This is a genomic window from Streptomyces sp. NBC_01439, from assembly GCF_036227605.1.
In the GTDB taxonomy this organism is placed as follows: Bacteria; Actinomycetota; Actinomycetes; order Streptomycetales; family Streptomycetaceae; genus Streptomyces.
In genome coordinates this window covers 1-15314 of sequence record NZ_CP109487.1, presented here as the reverse complement: position 1 = coordinate 15314, position 15314 = coordinate 1, and the positions used below count along the sequence as shown (strand labels likewise).

At 71.6% G+C, this 15314-nt stretch carries 16 protein-coding genes; 8 read left to right on the top strand and 8 right to left on the bottom strand.

Annotated elements, in window-relative coordinates:
* Positions 1-97: 97 nt before the first annotated feature.
* Positions 98-682 (top strand): hypothetical protein, encoded by a 585-nt coding sequence (locus tag OG207_RS00080; protein WP_329094642.1) that lies wholly within the window; start codon positions 98-100, stop codon positions 680-682.
* Between the two features lie 303 nt (positions 683-985).
* The gene (locus tag OG207_RS00075) at positions 986-1279 is read left to right on the top strand and encodes a hypothetical protein (RefSeq protein WP_329094640.1); all 294 of its coding nucleotides are present in this window, start codon (positions 986-988) and stop codon (positions 1277-1279) included.
* A gap of 50 nt (positions 1280-1329) precedes the next feature.
* On the opposite strand, the gene OG207_RS00070 is transcribed toward OG207_RS00075, so the two are convergent.
* The 5 genes from OG207_RS00070 to OG207_RS00050 all read right to left on the bottom strand — a co-directional run bounded on the left by OG207_RS00070 (position 1330) and on the right by OG207_RS00050 (position 6863).
* Complete coding sequence (locus OG207_RS00070; RefSeq protein ID WP_329094638.1) at positions 1330-3363, bottom strand: DNA recombination protein RecN; 2034 nt, start codon at positions 3361-3363, stop codon at positions 1330-1332.
* Between the two features lie 5 nt (positions 3364-3368).
* On the bottom strand, positions 3369-3947 hold the full coding sequence (locus tag OG207_RS00065) for an ABC-three component system middle component 2 (protein WP_329094636.1): 579 nt from the start codon (positions 3945-3947) through the stop codon (positions 3369-3371).
* Positions 3948-3987: 40 nt separating this feature from the next.
* Positions 3988-4968: a serine/threonine protein kinase gene (locus OG207_RS00060; protein WP_329094634.1), complete on the bottom strand. Its 981-nt coding sequence runs from the start codon at positions 4966-4968 to the stop codon at positions 3988-3990.
* A gap of 141 nt (positions 4969-5109) precedes the next feature.
* Positions 5110-5547, bottom strand: coding sequence for a hypothetical protein (locus OG207_RS00055; RefSeq protein WP_329094631.1), 438 nt, complete (start codon positions 5545-5547; stop codon positions 5110-5112).
* Between the two features lie 35 nt (positions 5548-5582).
* On the bottom strand, positions 5583-6863 hold the full coding sequence (locus OG207_RS00050) for an AlbA family DNA-binding domain-containing protein (RefSeq protein WP_329094630.1): 1281 nt from the start codon (positions 6861-6863) through the stop codon (positions 5583-5585).
* Between the two features lie 587 nt (positions 6864-7450).
* Between OG207_RS00050 and OG207_RS00045 the strand changes: the two genes are divergently transcribed.
* The 5 genes from OG207_RS00045 to OG207_RS00025 are packed head-to-tail and all read left to right on the top strand — an operon-like array spanning position 7451 to position 11464.
* Positions 7451-7795: a hypothetical protein gene (locus OG207_RS00045; RefSeq protein ID WP_329094629.1), complete on the top strand. Its 345-nt coding sequence runs from the start codon at positions 7451-7453 to the stop codon at positions 7793-7795.
* Positions 7792-9219, top strand: coding sequence for a mobilization protein (locus OG207_RS00040; RefSeq protein ID WP_329094627.1), 1428 nt, complete (start codon positions 7792-7794; stop codon positions 9217-9219). Before OG207_RS00045 ends, OG207_RS00040 begins: the two co-directional genes overlap by 4 nt.
* Before the next feature lie 22 nt (positions 9220-9241).
* Complete coding sequence (locus tag OG207_RS00035; protein WP_329094625.1) at positions 9242-10687, top strand: hypothetical protein; 1446 nt, start codon at positions 9242-9244, stop codon at positions 10685-10687.
* A complete protein-coding gene (locus OG207_RS00030; protein ID WP_329094623.1) occupies positions 10684-11016 on the top strand; it encodes a hypothetical protein in 333 nt (110 codons plus the stop codon). The genes OG207_RS00035 and OG207_RS00030 overlap by 4 nt, the downstream gene beginning before the upstream one ends.
* Positions 11017-11056: 40 nt before the next feature.
* Entirely contained in the window at positions 11057-11464 is a 408-nt protein-coding gene (locus OG207_RS00025; protein WP_329094621.1) for a hypothetical protein, read from the top strand.
* 13 nt (positions 11465-11477) lie between these two features.
* Here the strand turns inward: OG207_RS00025 and OG207_RS00020 are convergent, their stop codons facing one another.
* Positions 11478-12401 carry a hypothetical protein gene (locus tag OG207_RS00020; protein ID WP_329094620.1) on the bottom strand — a complete coding sequence of 308 codons (924 nt, stop codon included), beginning with the start codon at positions 12399-12401 and terminating at the stop codon, positions 11478-11480.
* Positions 12402-12406: 5 nt separating this feature from the next.
* A complete protein-coding gene (locus tag OG207_RS00015; RefSeq protein ID WP_329094619.1) occupies positions 12407-12595 on the bottom strand; it encodes a hypothetical protein in 189 nt (62 codons plus the stop codon).
* Between the two features lie 307 nt (positions 12596-12902).
* Here OG207_RS00015 and OG207_RS00010 point away from each other — a divergent pair, with 307 nt between their 5' ends.
* Entirely contained in the window at positions 12903-13178 is a 276-nt protein-coding gene (locus OG207_RS00010; RefSeq protein ID WP_329094617.1) for a hypothetical protein, read from the top strand.
* Positions 13179-13258: 80 nt separating this feature from the next.
* Here the strand turns inward: OG207_RS00010 and OG207_RS00005 are convergent.
* Positions 13259-15314, bottom strand: a 2056-nt coding sequence (locus OG207_RS00005; RefSeq protein WP_329094615.1) for a helicase associated domain-containing protein, incomplete at its 5' end; no start/stop codon positions are given.

Below are 15314 nucleotides of genomic sequence, written 5' to 3'. Positions count from 1 at the left end.
GCGCGGCCGGGTGGGTGCGGCACGCTGGAACCGGCCAGGCGCCGACACCGATCCGGCGGGCACAGGCCGTCGTGGCGTGGGGAAGGGGCGGGGCACGGTGGATCAGACGCTGAGGGACCTGGGTGCGGCGCACGCCGGCTCGGTGGGAGTGTTGCTGGAGGACGGCAGCGAGCCGGGGCCGGCGTACTTCGACGTCGGCAGCGGATCGTACGTGCCGTCGTCGACGGAGTGGCACGCGTATGACGGCCGGTTCGGCCGCCCGAAGGCCGCTCTCCTGCGCGGTGCCTGCGCGTGCGGATGGAGGGGCGCGGCCGAGTACCCGCTCGACTGGACGACGCTGGACGACCAGACGCCCCTGTACGAGGCGGACGTTGATCTGGCTGGGCCGGTCGCGGACTACCAGGCCCACCTCACCGTGGTCCGCGACGCCGCCGTCCCCCTCCCCGAACCGCTGACCGCCCTGCTGACCGCCCTGATGGAGAACCTGGAGACTGCTGCGGTGAAGGATCCGCTGGTGGCGCTGAAAGCCCTCGCGGACCTGAGGTACCTGATCGCCGGGGTGGGTGCGGACGCGGCGTTGGCGGTGCAGGTCGGCCGGATCCGGATCGAGACGGTCGCGACCGCGCTCGGCACGAGCGAGGCCGCCGCACGCCGGTATCTGAACAGCTACCGCCATATGTGAGATGACGGCCGGCTCGGCCGGTGGTTGTTGTCCAGCAGGGCCGCACACCGCCCCGGGAACTTCATCTCCCGGGTCTGCCCGGGTCCCGGCTGCCCGAACCGCGTCAGGCGACCGGATCGGCGGCCCCGCATGAGCGGGGCTGCCGATCAGGCTAGGGTCCGGGTAGCCCGTGCCGATATGGCGTGCTCGGGTGAGGCCCGGGGCCCAGAGCGCTCTGGGGGCTGCAGTACCCCCGGGCCGCCCCACCCCTACTTCCGCCCGTGTTGCCGGTGTCCGGCGTGACCCGGCTGCGTTGGGCAGGGCATGGAGATGGTGGAGCGGTTGCCGTTCGGGATGCGGACCGCGGTCGAGGTGACGTACGTCCGGTGCGCCCTGTGCGGGGCGTTCGGTGAGCTGGTCCTGGACTGCGGCCGGCTGGACCGGGCGCTGGCTCGCGCCCGAGATCACGTCCGCGAGGTGCACCCGGGCGCGGACATCCCCGAGGCGCTCCGGCTTGTGCCCGATGTCGCCTTCCCGCCGGCCGACTGCTACGACGTCGCCGAGTGGGTCGCGCAGTACGACACCCGGAACGTGCAGCGGACCCGCGGCCCGAGATAGCGCCGAGGCACCCCACGTCCGTGGCGGGATGCTGCTCCGCGGGGTGGCTGTCAGGCCTGGCCGGGGTGAGCCAGTCGTTCGTCCCCGTCGCCCTCGTCCGTTGTGGTCTCATCGTCGATCAGGCCGTAGGGAGGCCGTTCCTCGCTGCGGCTGTACCGTACGACGACGTTGTCCTCCACGAGTCGCGGCGGGCTGTTGTCGACGATGATCACCTGCGCCCCGGAGCCCTGTTCCGCCAGCCAGCTGGTCAGGTGGCGGTAGAAGTCGTCGATGGCGATCGCGTCGGCGATCGCCGCGTCCCGGGTGCCGCCGTGGCCGAGGTTCTTCTGCGGGCTGTCGATCATGAGGAAGCCGGGGTGGGCGGCCGAGGATTCGACGGCCACCTCGAAGACGGCGAGCTGCCAGGCCAGGGTCAGGAGCGTCCGGGCGCCGGATGAGGCCTCGCGGTAGGAGTCGCCGCGCACGTACGGGACGAGGTTCGTGTCGATCATGGGCTGGCTGAGCTTCGGATAGCGCCACTGCCGCAGCAGCTCGCTGTACCGGACGCTGATGCGGCCGACAACCAGGTCACGGTCCTGCGCGGCATCACCCAGCCGGTCGAGTTCCTCCCGCAGGCGGGCGATCTGCGTCTCGTGCCGTTCCACCAGCGCGGCCCGCTTCTCCAGCCCGCCCTGGAGCCTGGCTGCGCTCTCGGCGTGCTGAAGGTGACGCAGGAGGTCCTCGCGCCGGCGCTGGAGGTCGTCACGAGCGGCGAGGAACGGGGTGACCCTGGGCCTCGTCGCCTGGTCGACTGCGGCGGCGGCCTGCTCCTCGGCGAGTTCGGCGTCCTCCGCCCGGAGCTTCAGGGCCGCGAGGGAGCTGTCGAGGCCTTCGACGTAGTCGGTGATCTCCTTCAGACGGGCTTTGGTGGCCCTGATCTCGGAAGCGACGTTCAGCCGCCCCTCATCCTGCGAGCGCTCAGCGTCGGAGGTACCGAGCGTCAGGTGCCCGTCGTCGCCGGGCAGCTCGTGGCTGCACAGGCCGCAGACCCCGTTCTCCACCGAGGGGGGAGAAGGAAGCCTGTGCAGGCAGGCAGGACAGGTCGTGACGCTCAAGGGGTCGAACAGGCGCTGCGCCTCGGCCAGCATGTTGAGCTTGACGAGGTCATCCGCGTACTGCGCCCGCAGCGGCATCATGCGGGCGAGCTGTGTCTCGCAGTCGCGTACGGCGCCAGCAGCACGTCGGGCGCGCTGAGCGGCTTGCTGGTGCTCGCGGCGCAAACGCTTGGGGAAGACGGCGTCGGCTTGCCCGTTCTCGTCCAGGGACCGGAGTTGTGCGTTCAGCTCCAGCAGTTCGTTCTCGTAGGTCTGGGTCGTGAGCGCGTCGCCCACGGGAAGGTCTTGTTCTTCGACGAAGGCGCGGGCCGCGGCGAGTTCAGAACGCGCCTGGGTCAGCCGGCTGCCCAGCTCCTTGATGCGTTGGCCAAGCTCGACGGCACGGTCGTCGTGGACGCCGAAGACGACGTCGACGACCTGCTTCAGCTTGTGCTTCTTCATGAACTCGTTCTCGGAGAGGAAGTTCATGGAGGCGATGCGCTCGTTCGGCAGGAACGCCAGCGCCATGAGGTCCCGGAAGCTCAGGGGATCGGTGCGGGACTCACGGTTCGTCGGGGCCTCCCGCAGCTGGACGCCTTCGAGTTTGCAGTGACCCAGCAGCAGCGCGGAGAGGCTCTCGGGCGAGCCCGCCGGCTCGATGAGCCTGCTCTCAGGCTTGGCCGGCGCCGGCTGGTCCAGCGTCCCCTGGCGCACGTAGGCGGCCTTCGACGGTTCCCCGACAGCCCGCTCGATCACGTACGGTTCGCCGGACAGCTCCACCTCCAGAAGGCAGGAGCGGACCTTCCGCAGCACCTCCGGATGCCGCGGATGACGCTTCGCACCCAGGCCGTAGGCAACGAACTCCAACACCGCGGTCTTACCGGAGCTGAACGCCCCGGCCACCACCGACAGACCCCGCACCCGCTGCTCGTGGGTGAAGTCGACGTCGTAGGTGCGGCTGACGCCTGCCAGACGCAGACGCCGGATCCGGATTCCAGGCAGAGGCTGCATGGCGGTCACCCCTCCCAGGGCATGTCAGGTGCCTGCGGTCCCGAGCCCAGAACGCTCAGGAGCGCCGCTCCGGGCCCGCCCTCCCCGTCCGGCCGCAGCCAGCGTGCGGTCTGCTCCCGCAGTGCCTTGTCGCTGAGCTTGCGGAGGTGACGCACGACGATGGACGCCGCCGTGGTGAACGACGCGGCATACGTGGCGGTGAAGCGCGCACCGAGGTCCCGGCCGCGGTTGCTGATCGAGTAGACGAAGGAGCCGTTGCGGTTGTGGACCTCGCAGCACCCGTAGGCGACGAGCAGCGCGAGGTCGTGCTGGATGCGCTCCCGTCGGCTGGTGAAGCGCTGCGAGGACGACGCGTACGAGAGAACCTGCGGATCGAACCCGGCCAGCCTCAGCAGGTTGCCCTCCCGGCCGTCGGATGCGACGACCAGGAAGGGGTTCGCCGACAGGAAGTCGTAGTAGCCCAGGCGCTCCAGGCTCGCCCCCTTCGCGTCCTGCCCGGCGACGGCGTCGAGGAGAAGCAGCAGCTGCGCGAGCCGGAACGTCACCTGGTCTTCCGGCATCATCACCGGCCGGTGTGCTTCCACAACGAACCCCTCGTAGGTCTGACAGGACAGGAGACGGCGGTCAGCCGTCGGTGTGCTCGGCGGCGATCTGCCGCCAGTGTTTGACCCAGCCGGCCTTTCGGTTGTCCACCAGCCGGTGCACCAGCCCCCAGCTGTGTACGAGCTCCAGGCGCAGAGCCTTCGGCAGTTTGTCGTGCTCAATGCGGACGTCCCGCCAGACACGAGAGTGCAGAGACGGGATCATGTTCTCGGCGGCGCATTCGTTGAACTGCATCTCCCACAACCCGTGCAGGGTCGCGTCGGCCGAGCTGAGCGCCGCCACCTCTGCCGCCACGCCCTTGTGCGCGATCTCGCGGGCCACCAGATCGGCATTGAAGAACTGGCGCTTGGCCGAGTCCAGCTCCTCGTGACCGGCCTCGGTCATCTGCCGGATGAACAACGCGGAGCCGAGAGCGGCCGCCTTGTCGTCCTCGACTTCGAGCACCAGCCGAAGCTGCTCGACGGGGGAAGGGGCGGCCTGCGCGTAGGTCTCGTAGAAGCCGCGACGCACGTCGTCGCCCTCGGGGCTGAGCAGCTTCTTGCGGAGGGCGGTTTCGTCCCAGAGCTGGATCACGAGGTTGTGCTCGTTCTCCTTGGCCTTCTTCCACTTGTCCCACCAGGCCGTCATGGGGCCGTCCATGCTGGAGGGGATGCACAGAATCCAGCTGGCGATGGTGTGGCCGTTCTTGACGGCTGCCTTCAGCACGTTGTCGAGCGAGTCCTGGACCTGCTGCGTGTGCTTCTTGGTGGTGATCGGCATGAAGTACTTGGACTGCCACACCGTGATCGCCCCACCGAGATTTCCGGCGAAGGCGTCGATACCCCAGTCGCCCGGGTTGGCGGCGACGGACCGCACGAGCACGCCGGGGGTCGTCGCGGCGGCGAGCTGAACGACCATCGACTCGAAGTCGTCGCGCGCCCCGCCGGCACTTCCCCCGCGGACCGCGTGAACGTCGAAGCTGATCGGCTGGACACCCACCGGCACGGCTATCGAGTCAGGCACAGCCCACCCCCATGCGCCGTCGGACTGCACACAGGATGTCTCCCGTGCGTCACACACCGTATTGGCCGGAGGGTACCCAAAGGTCAGCCGTCTGATCAAGAAGAGGAACGCTCGGCCGATATCTGATGAGGGTGTGTCAGATCAATCCCATCCGCTGAGGCCGGGCTGGCCGGGGAACATCCCCTTGCAGTCGCCGAAGCGGATGGTGTCGCTCTGAGAGCTTTGTTCCTCGCACTTCTGGCGGTCGTTCTGCGGACCACTGCTACCGGTGGTTGAGCAGGATCCCGCGAGCGCGATGATCACGGCGAAGGTGACGATGAGCCCGCACCCGATGGCCGTAGGGGACGGCCCGGGAACGGTGACGGCCGCCGGTCGCTTCGGTGTCTGGGCGGGGAGACCGTAGACGCCGGTCGAAGCGGCGCTCTGCGCGGAGTGCGCGAGGGTGCTGTGACTGCCCCCGCGAAACGCGGCGTAGGGGTGTCCGGCGACCAAGGCGTGATGGGCAGCGGACCGTATCTCGTAGCCGGCTGCGGCGTTGAAGCTCTGCCCGCAGCCGGGGTGGAGGCATCTCAGATCCATCGTGGTGTGTGGTCCTTCCTGCGTGTGCCCTGGCCTCAGTGCGCGTTGATCCCGAACTGGTGCAGCAGCCCTTCGACGAGTTCCTTCCCGGTCGCCTGGAGAACGTCGTCGTCGGCGATCGGTGGCAGTTCCGTGGTGGCCGGAATGACGCGTAGGGGCTGCCGTGCCCGCTCGATCGCGCGGGGCTGGCCAATGTCGTACCCGCAGGCCAGGAACCGGAAGTCTGGTCCGTTGTTGCCGTCGGCCACGATGGCTGCGGTGATGTCCACGGTGGAGTCGAGCAGGCGGCGTCGGCGGTGGGCGTCGATGACCGCGACGGCTTCGCCCAGAGCGGTGGGAAGCGTCCAGGTGTCGACCAAGGCCGCGCCTATCTGACTGGGCATGGGGTGACTCAGGTCGACACACACGACGACCCCTCCGTCATGGTGGAGCTCGACCATGGCTCCAGCCTGTGTGCCTCGCAGTTCCGGCACGAGGATGTTGCTGTCGACCCAGCGCCGCAGCCCCACGTGCATGCCGTTGCTGAGCCGATCGGACAGAGCGCCGCGGACCCCGTACGGATCGCTGTGAGCCCGAAGCCGTGCGGCGGTCTTGACGCCGTCGAGCAGGACGGCCTTGGCCTCGGCACGGCTCGGAGCGGGCACCAGGCGCGGCACCGGCCGTGAGGGACGCCCCGCAACGACCAGCCACGCACATCCCGGCACGGACTCACCGAGGACGACTGAGGCGGCCTGCTGAACAAGTTCGGCGAGAGCTGTCTCGGCCCGCGCCTGCCGCGAGAAGCGTTCCTGATAGGCACGCGCGACTTGATGCTCGGACATGTAGAAGGTCTCGCTCCCGACACGGTAGGGCGCGTTGAAGGTCGCCCGGTCCTTGTCCTTCTGCTCCCATCCGTACTGGAAGTGCGGCGCGAGTTCGCTCGGTGTCACGTCGACGATCAGGAAGTCGGGACCGCCCCCACCCGGTGCGGGCAGAGGGATGATGTCGACGCCGGACAGGTAGGGCTGGACTCCGTTGCGGAGGGTCTGCGTCAGCTGCTGCTCATTCACCTCGGCGAGGTCGATGCCGACGGCCTCGATGTCGTCCGTGACCCCGTACACGAGCAGGCCGCCGCGGGTATTCGCCATCGCGGTGACGTCCTTGGCGAACTCGTTCCAGATGCCCGGCTTGGGCACGAAGGTGGGCAGCTGCTTCTTCCAGTCGAGGTCGTCCGTTTCACCGAGCTTCGAGGCCACGGCGTCCATGATCATCCCGTGGGTAAGGGGGCCCATCGGGCGGCCCAGATGTTCGTGCAGTCGAGTCCAGGAGCGCGCCATTTCGCCACCCTATGAAGCATCGGCCTACGCCGGTGGGTGGTTCGCCAAACCAGTGGTTCGCGAGGTCTGCCATCGCGTCCAGCCAGGGCAGGTGACCCGCGTGGAGAGCGGTTCAACCAGGGGGTGGTCGTCGCTTCTTTGTGGTCGGGGGTGTGGGGGTGGTCGGGGGTGTGGGTGGTGTGGTGGCCGGCGTCGGGGGTGTGGGTGGTGTCGGGTCGGGGTCGCGGTGGGGGGCGCGCCCGGGGTGGCGGTGTGTGGTTGCCGGTGTTGGTGTGGGGTTGCCGGTGTTGCGGGGTGGGCGCCCGCGGGTGGGTGCGGGGTTGCGGGGTGGACGGTGTCGCCCGCGTGTTGGCGCGCCTGGTTTCCCGGCTCGCGGGCGCATGGTCCTGCACCATTTTTCAGGCATTAGAAATAGGCAGCCAGTTAGTGCGTACTGGAACAGTACGGGCTGACTGACACCGAAGGGCCCGGTGTATTCGCCGCCCCTTGCGGGCGCTTTTCGGGAGTGGTTATCGATGGGTGTTGAGGGGTCGTCCGGTGGGGTCCGCCGACGTGAGCGGCTGACGTCCGAGCCGCGTGGCCGGCGGGTGAATCTGTCGTTCAACGACGCGGAGCTGGAGGTCCTACGGCTGGCCGCGGGGCGGGAGGGGATGTCGCCCGCGTCGTGGGCGGGACGTCAGGTGATGGCGGTCGCCCAACACACCCTGGTGCCGGTCTCCCGTGACGCCAGCGACGTGTTGCGGGAGCTGATCGCGGCCCGGGTCCATCTGCGGGAGACCGTCACCGCGCTCCGCGCCCTGGCCGCCGCCGACCCGCCCGCCGCCGGCGGTCCGGCCACAGCCGCCGACGTCGTGGCACGCGCCCTGGACGCGGTGGCCCGCGTGGATGAGGCGACCGTCGCGGTGATGCGGGAGAGGCGCTCGCGGTCGTGATGCCGAAGAAGGCGCCGGGCGGGTCGGAGACGGTCGAGCTCCTGGAGTACCTCTTCGGTCCCGGGGAGCGCGACGAGCACACCGACCCCCACCTGATCGCCGCCTGGGACCCGGACCTGCCCTGCCCGGCCCGCGACCCCGGCCGGATGACGCTCGCCGGCCTGGCACTGCTCCTGGACGCCCCCGTCGAAGCTTTGCGCGGCCCACGCCCGGCCGAGCACGTCTGGCACGTCTCGGTCCGCAACCACGCCGGCGACCGCACCCTGTCGGACGCCGAATGGGCGGAGGTCGCCGCCGCCATGGTGCACGCCGCGGGCATCGCCGAGCACGGCGACGAACACGCCTGCCGGTGGGTCGCCGTACGGCACGCGGACGATCACATCCACATCGCGGCGACCCTCGCCCGCCAGGACGGCCGGCATCCCCGTGTACGCGGCGACATCCCCGCGATGCACGCCGCCGCCCGCGTCTTCGAAGCCCGCTGGGGCCTCACGCTGATGTCGCCGCTCGACCGGACCGCGCGCCGCCGCCCGGTCACCGGCGAGGCCGAGAAAGCCGCCCGCCGCGGCCTGGCCGAGACCGCCCGCGAATCCCTGCAGCGCACCGTCCGCATCGCGGCCGCGCTCGCGCAGGGCGACGCCGACTTCCTCGACCGGCTCCGCGACGCGGGCCTGCGCGTGCGGGAGCGCCACGGTGACGACGGCACCCTGGTCGGCTACGCGGTCGCGCTCCCCGGCGACCGCGCGGACCGCGGCAGCCGGCTGGTGTGGTTCTCCGGGTCGACGCTCGCCTACGACCTGTCCCTGCCCCGCGTCCGCGAACGCTTCACCCCCGCCGTCACCTCGGCCGACTGGGCGCTGGCCGAACACCGGATCCGGGAGGCCTCCGCGCTCCTGGGCCGCGCCGGTCAAGCTGATGGTGCCGGGGATGTCGCCGCGCTCGGCGACCTCCTGGCGGTGGCCGCCGAGCACTCTCCGGCCCTGGTCCGTGACCGTGTCCGCGCGGCGGCCGACGCCTTCGAGCAGGCCGCCCGCGCCCCCGGCGCCCGCTCCCTGGAGGGCCGCGCCCGTGCCGGATGGCGCTCGGCCGCGCGGGCGTTGGAGCACGCCCCGCGTGCCGGCCGCGGGGGAGGCGCCGCGGTCGTCCTCACCCTGCTGATCGCTTTGGTGGAGGCGGTGGAGGCCGCCGCCTTCTGGCACCGCGCGCAGGAGCACCGGGCGCAGGCGAGAGCCGCCGCGGAGGCCGCCGTCCTGCTGCGCGAGGCAGCCGGCTTTACCGGTACCCCGCCCCCGACGACGAAGCCGCGCACCGGTCGAGTGGTGCGCACGCCGGGCCGTGGCCTGCCCGCCGCTACGCCCGTTACCGGTGTACCGGTCCGGCCGCGCCCTGAACCCGGTCGGCCGGGCCCGTCCCGTACGCGCTGAACCCGATCCGAGGAAGCTGCCGATGACGTCCGGATACCCGCCGCTGCCCGAGCCGTTTGCCGAAGCCCTCGGGGAGGCCGCGCACACCGCGGCGATGGCCTACCGCCTGGTGCTGGCCATCTCCGACGCGGTCCGCCGCGCCGCCCAGAAACGCCTCACCGGCCGGGAGGAGGAACTCGGCGAGGACGCCGAGAAGATGGCGCCGGGCTGGTCGGCCGACCAGCTGCGCGGCCACCTCGGCGACGACATCCTGGCCGTGCTGATGCAGGACACCGACTGGCCGCGGATGGCCCGCCAGCTCGTCGGCCTGCAGCAGGCCGGCGTCGACCTCGGGGTGTTCCTGCCGCAGATGGGGCGGATGACCGCCGGGGTCCACCAGGCCGTCACGGCGAACGCCGCCCGTATCAAGGCCGAGGGCACCGACCGCTGGGCCGACCTCCTGCGCACGTCGATGCCCGAGGGCCTGGTCCGCGACGCGATCCTCGCCTCCCCGGCCTGGCCCGACATCGCCGCCGCGATGGGCCGCCTCGACGCCGCCGGGATCGATGTCGCCCGGATCCTCACCGACGCCCACCGCGCCGGGGCCGGCGTCGACCAGGCCGTCGCCGCGGTCACTGCGGCCGCCGCCAACACCCCCGCCCCCACCACGGCCCCGACCGCCCCTACCGGGGCCCCGGCGGCCGCCGCTCCGGCTCCCGCACCCGCGGCCGGCGCCCGGGTACCGGCCGACGACCCGTGGGCACCGCCCGCCCGACCGATCCCCGCCCCCGCAGCGCCCGCTCCTGCTCCCGGGGCGGCGGTCGGCGCCGCGAGGGATGTGCTGGCCGAACGCATGGGCGCGGCCGGTGACCCGTGGGCCGCGCCCGCCCGCCCGGTCCCCGCTCCGGCACCCACCCCTGCGGGCGCGCCCGCGCCCGTTCCCGCGCCCGCTCCTGCGAGTTCGGATGCGAAGCGGGTATGGGGCCCGCTGACCGAGGGCCTGACCATTCCCCGCGACCTCGACCTCGGCAACCGGCCCCGCGCCCTGAAACAACTCAGGGTGCAACCGGCCGCGCACTCCCAGATGGTCGCGATGATCAAGCAGGTCCTGCCGGAGCAGGAAGCCGGGCTCCTGATCGGCTCACGCCCGTGGCCGCTGCTCGCCGCCCGCATGCAGCAGCTCGGCGAACACCACGGCACCGACACCGTCGCCCAGCACCTGAACCGCCTCACCAGCGGCACCTCCTGGCAGGAAGCCACCGGCAGCGCCCTGGTCGGCCGCCTCGTCGACGCCACCCTCACCTCCCTGACCACCCCGCCCGGTACGCCGGCCCCCGCCCGGCCCCGGGTCTCCGCGGCCGCCGCCCGCTCCCGCTCCACCACCACCCCCGCCGCCGCGGCCCCCGGCCGGCAGGCCCCGGCGGAGGCCGCGGTACCCGCGCACCGGCAGCAGGCCGCACCGGCCAGGGGCGCGGGGCGTACGCGGTGACGGCGAAGACTCCCGGACTGTGGGGCCTGCGGGCGGAGCGGGCGCGGGCGGCCTGGTGGGCGCTGCCGGGCCGGGACCGGATCGCGGTCGAAGGGTTTCTGCTGACCGGCCTGCTGTTCGCGGCCGCCTGGAGGGCGGGCCACCTCGGCATGGCGCAGGCGGACTTCGTCCTGTCGGTCCTGTCCGGCACGGCGGGCGTCGCCACCCTGTACCGGGGCGCCGTCCACCGGCCGCAGTCGGCCCCGCCTCCGGCCGGACCGCTGGTCGCGCCGTCGGAGGAAGTCCAGCGGCACGCCGCCCGCGAAGCCGGCACCGCGCCAGGCACCTGACCGGGGAAGAACCGCGAGGAAGAGGGGGAGACGGATGGTGATGTCAGGCAGGCAGCGCCGGGCCGGTGGCAGCGCGCTGGCGGGGCTTGTGCTGGCCACGGCCGGCTGGTGGGCGCAGTGGTCCGGGTACGAGGTCGTGGGCACGGCCCTGACCCTGCTGGCCGGGATCGTGGTGCTGGCCGGTGCGTGGCGCTCGGGCGTCCTGCACCTCCCGCAGCCCGCCGAACCCGACCCGGACGCCCCCGCGCCGGTGCGGCCGTCCTCGGCACGCGCGAAGGCGGACCAGGAGCGCTCGATGCGCCTGCTGAAGGCGATCGACGAGGCCGCCGACGACGGATCCGGCCTGCCGGGGGAGCTGTCGGAGTTCGAGCGGATCGTCCTCTTCGGAGTCGCCGAACTTCCCGGCCGGCAGTACCCGCCACCGGGCCACGACTACCCGCGCACCTGACCCACGCCGGGCTTCAGCCCCGTCGCTCCCGTCGCGGAGGGGCGGGGGGCGCGTCCCCGGGCGGCTGTTCAGCCTGCGGGTGTTCGTCTTCGCAGGGGTGCCGTCCCCAATCGAGAGAGCCGTTGGCGCGGTCCACTTTGATCAGGCCGTGGCCCAGGACGTAAGGGGAGGCCGCCATCTCCGGATCGTTCATGATGATCGCGAGTGCGGAGCCGGCGACGTTCATGTCGAGGGCGGGTTCGGCGCCGAGCAGGATGTGGTCGAGGTAGGCGGCGTAGTGCCGTGCGGCTCCGGGAAGCCGGTCCAGGCGGTACCGGGCCTCACGCAGTTCCTGACCGGTGAACTCACCGGCGTCGCGCCGCCGCCGGCAGCTGCGGCACAGGCGGAGCAGGAGCCAGGGGTTCGGGGCCTGCGGGGACAGCCCGGTCGGACGCATGGCCGGGAACTGCGAGAACTTCTCCTCGTCGGGGTCCTCCAGGGCCACGATGTCGTAGGGGCGGTCCAGCTCCCGGGTCTTGCCGCACGTCGGGATGGAGCAGGCCGGGCTGAGCCCGTACAGCAGGTCCCGCGTGTACTCGGACATGTCCGGCGGAGCGCCCTGGGCGGCGACCCGGTCGGCTTCGTACTGCGCCTGGTGCCACAGCTTCTCCAGCCGCAGCAGCTCCTTGCCGATCGGGTCCTTGTGGTTCGCGTCCCGGCCCCAGTCCCTGACCTGCTCGGTCAAGTACCCGGTGACGGCTTCCATGACCTCGTAGCTGGGCACCTTCGGCAGCCCGAAGGCGTTTTGCACCGCGCCGTGGCTGAAGCCCCGCGCCGCAGCGATCGTCCTCATGCTGGGCCGCCCCGCCCGGCGGTACAGGTGGTGCAGGGCCCGGTTGAAATCCCGACGAGCACCCGGCGGCAGCTCCGGCGGCGTGATGTCTCCTGCACGTCCCACGGTCCCTACTCCTTCCCCGCCGAAGCGGCCGACTCATTGTTCACCGGCTCGTGCGCCGCCGTCTGCGTGTCCAGGGACCCGCCCCCCGCGGCGCGCGCCGTACGGCGCCTGCGCCATACGACTCGGGCCTGCCGAGCGGCCCCGAAGACCAACGCGAGGACGATTCCGGAGACGACGTTGTCGATGATGTTCATAGACCCACCATCACGGTCCCGGATCGCCGAATGGACAGATGTGGACAGCCCGTTCAGAAACGATCGACCCAGCACGACGAGGCCCAGTCGACGCCGAGGTCGGCGAGTATGGCGAGCTGCGCCGGGGTCGAGCCGGTCCCGGCGGGCCTTCATGTTCCCGATCCAGATCCCGGTCCGGTCGGCGGGACGACAACGGCGTGCTCAGCGTCACGGCCCGGTAGGAGGGTCCGGGGTCCGGCCGTGACCTCGAAGGCGGTCAAGGCCTTGTACCGGGGGCAGGGCCGACGCAGGGGAGAAGGAAGAGCCGATGGTGGACAACACGACCGGGCAGGCCTCCAGGGGCCGGTGGCCGGTGCTGAGTGCTCGGGAGGTGAGCTGCCTGGTGGCCGGCGTCGTGCTGATCGTGGCCGGGCAGCTCTGGTACTGGCTGGCCGACGGCACCTCACCGGCCACCACCCCGACCGCCCGCTGGTTCCAGAACGCAGCAGCAGCGGGCGCGGGACTCTGGCTGCAGATCCTCGGCGTGCTCCTCCTCGCGGGCACCCTGCTGCGCCCCCCGCTGAAGAGGACCGACCGCCCGTAACACCCCCGCGCGGGGCGGGTACGGGGCCCGGAGCGGGACCGTACACAGCATCTGCCGACCGGCAGCCACCCCGACGGCGCCTACCGCGCCCAGTCCACGCCCAGCTCGGCGAGCGCGCCGAGCTGGGCGGTGTCGAGCCGGTCGCGGCGGGCCTTCTGGTTCCCGACCCAGATGCCCACACGGTGAGGGCCGTCGGGGAGCTCCTCGACCGCGCCGCGCCCCGGCATCCGGCCCTCCCGCGCCACGTACTGCGCCAGGGCCTGCAGGCCCTTCTGGAAAGCCTCCCCGCCCGCCCGCGGCCCGGACTTCGTGGTCGTCTTCGGCGCGGCCGTACGGGCCCGTGAGGCCTTCTTCACGCCGAGTTCGGCGAGCCGCCGCTGCTGCTCGGCGTTCAGCCGGCCCCAGTTCCTGCGCTGCGCGGCGAGCCACCGCCCCACGTCGTCTCCGTGCCGGGTCACACCGGGCACGACCGCGGTCAGGCGGGCGCCCTCGGCGAGGAGCTGCGCCAGGTAGGCGTAGTGCCGCTGCCAGTCCACCGTCCACCCGCGTTCGGCCGGGTTCCAGTCCGGATCGACCGCGGCCAGCGACGCCGCCCGACGCTCCGCGCGTACGGGGTCCTTCCCGAGCCCGCCGGGGCGGCGGATGTTCGTGAGCCACTGCCCGACCTGGACGTCCATGATCGCTGCGCCCCGCGGCGCCGCGAGGCTCCCGTGGAGGTCGTAGTAGGCCCGCGCCGCCCCGAGGTTGGCCTCGAAGCCGGCGTCGGCGGTGTCCCACACGACCCCCAGCTCCTCCAGCTCGGCCGCCCGTTCCCCGGTCATGGTCCCGGCCCGGTACGCGCGCCGCTGGTCCGACAGCCACCTGCCGAGGGGGAACGTCCCCGCGGTCTCGACGTGCTCGTACGGGACGTCCAGGTCCCCTTCGCGCTGCCGGTACCGGTACGCCGCCTCGGCGCCCCGACGCCAGTCCTGCCGCTCGGTGTTGATCACCTGGTAGTTGATCCACTTCGCGATCAACGCCGGGTCCCGCGGGGTCGCGAATCGCAACAGCAGTCGCGACTCCTCCTCGCCGTCCTCCGGCGCCTTCCCGACCGGCTGGGAGGGGTCTACGATCCTTTTCTGATTCTCCTGTGGAATAGCGAGCATTTCCACGGCCTTTTCATCATGTGCCCGCAGTCCTGCCAAAATTCGCACCAGCGGGCGGTAGGAATCCGACGAAAGCATGTCCTCCGGCTTTTCACCCTCCCGCAAAAACACGGGCACGATCAGGGTGGCCATCTTCCCCTCACCGGGCTTCTGCCGCAAAGCCCGACCGATCGCCTGGACAATATCGACAGCCGACCCCTTCGGATCGATCAGGGCCACGCTGTCGGTGGCCCGAATATCGACGCCCTCGCCCAGGACTCGACAATTACTGAGCACGGCACGCCCTGCCCTGCGCCCGAATTCCGCGAGCACGGACTGCCGGTGGGAACCCTCGTGTTCCCCGCACAGCCACCCCGACCACACCCGCTCCGGATGCCGCCCCGGGTCGACGGCGTGCAGCCGCGCGGCGACCCGCTCCAGACCTGCGGCGAAGGCCTCCGCCTCCACCGTGCGGTGGTGGAACGTGATGGTCGTCTGCAGCCCGTACGCCGCCATCGTCTCCAGCAACGCGGTCTGCGTCGCCGCCAGCCGCTGCCCCCGCAACTGCTCCTCATACCGCTCCTCACTATTCAGCCGCTGCGGAGTAACAACAGGGTCAGTGAGTTCCGCCACCACAATCTGATACTTCGCCAAAAGCCCCCGCGAAATAGCCGAACCAAGCGAAAGCTCATAAACAACCGGCCCGAACACCGTCGGATCGTCCATCGAGCACGCGAGGTCCTTCGGCAGCCGGTCCCACCGCGGCCGGGAGACGTACACCCGCCCCTCCGCCTCAGCCTCCTCCCGCTCCCGACGCTCCTCCTCCGACGCGCGCCGGCGGGCCTCCTCCTGCTCCCGCTCCTGCGCCCGGGACCGCGGGGGCCGTTCCATCCAGATCCGGGGTGTCGCGGTCATGTAGAGCCGGCGCATCGCGGGGATGACCTCCTGGCGGTGGACATCCGCCCACGCCTTCCCCGCCGACCCGGAAGTTCGGTGCGCCTCGTCCACGATT

Coding starts and splice junctions, on each gene's coding strand:
- OG207_RS00070 (WP_329094638.1), bottom strand. CDS start 3,363: ATGCAGCCTCTGCCTGGAATCCGGATCCGGCGTCTGCGTCTGGCAGGC.
- OG207_RS00055 (WP_329094631.1), bottom strand. CDS start 5,547: ATGGATCTGAGATGCCTCCACCCCGGCTGCGGGCAGAGCTTCAACGCC.
- OG207_RS00075 (WP_329094640.1), top strand. CDS start 986: ATGGAGATGGTGGAGCGGTTGCCGTTCGGGATGCGGACCGCGGTCGAG.
- OG207_RS00050 (WP_329094630.1), bottom strand. CDS start 6,863: ATGGCGCGCTCCTGGACTCGACTGCACGAACATCTGGGCCGCCCGATG.
- OG207_RS00035 (WP_329094625.1), top strand. CDS start 9,242: ATGACGTCCGGATACCCGCCGCTGCCCGAGCCGTTTGCCGAAGCCCTC.
- OG207_RS00025 (WP_329094621.1), top strand. CDS start 11,057: ATGTCAGGCAGGCAGCGCCGGGCCGGTGGCAGCGCGCTGGCGGGGCTT.
- OG207_RS00015 (WP_329094619.1), bottom strand. CDS start 12,595: ATGAACATCATCGACAACGTCGTCTCCGGAATCGTCCTCGCGTTGGTC.
- OG207_RS00010 (WP_329094617.1), top strand. CDS start 12,903: ATGGTGGACAACACGACCGGGCAGGCCTCCAGGGGCCGGTGGCCGGTG.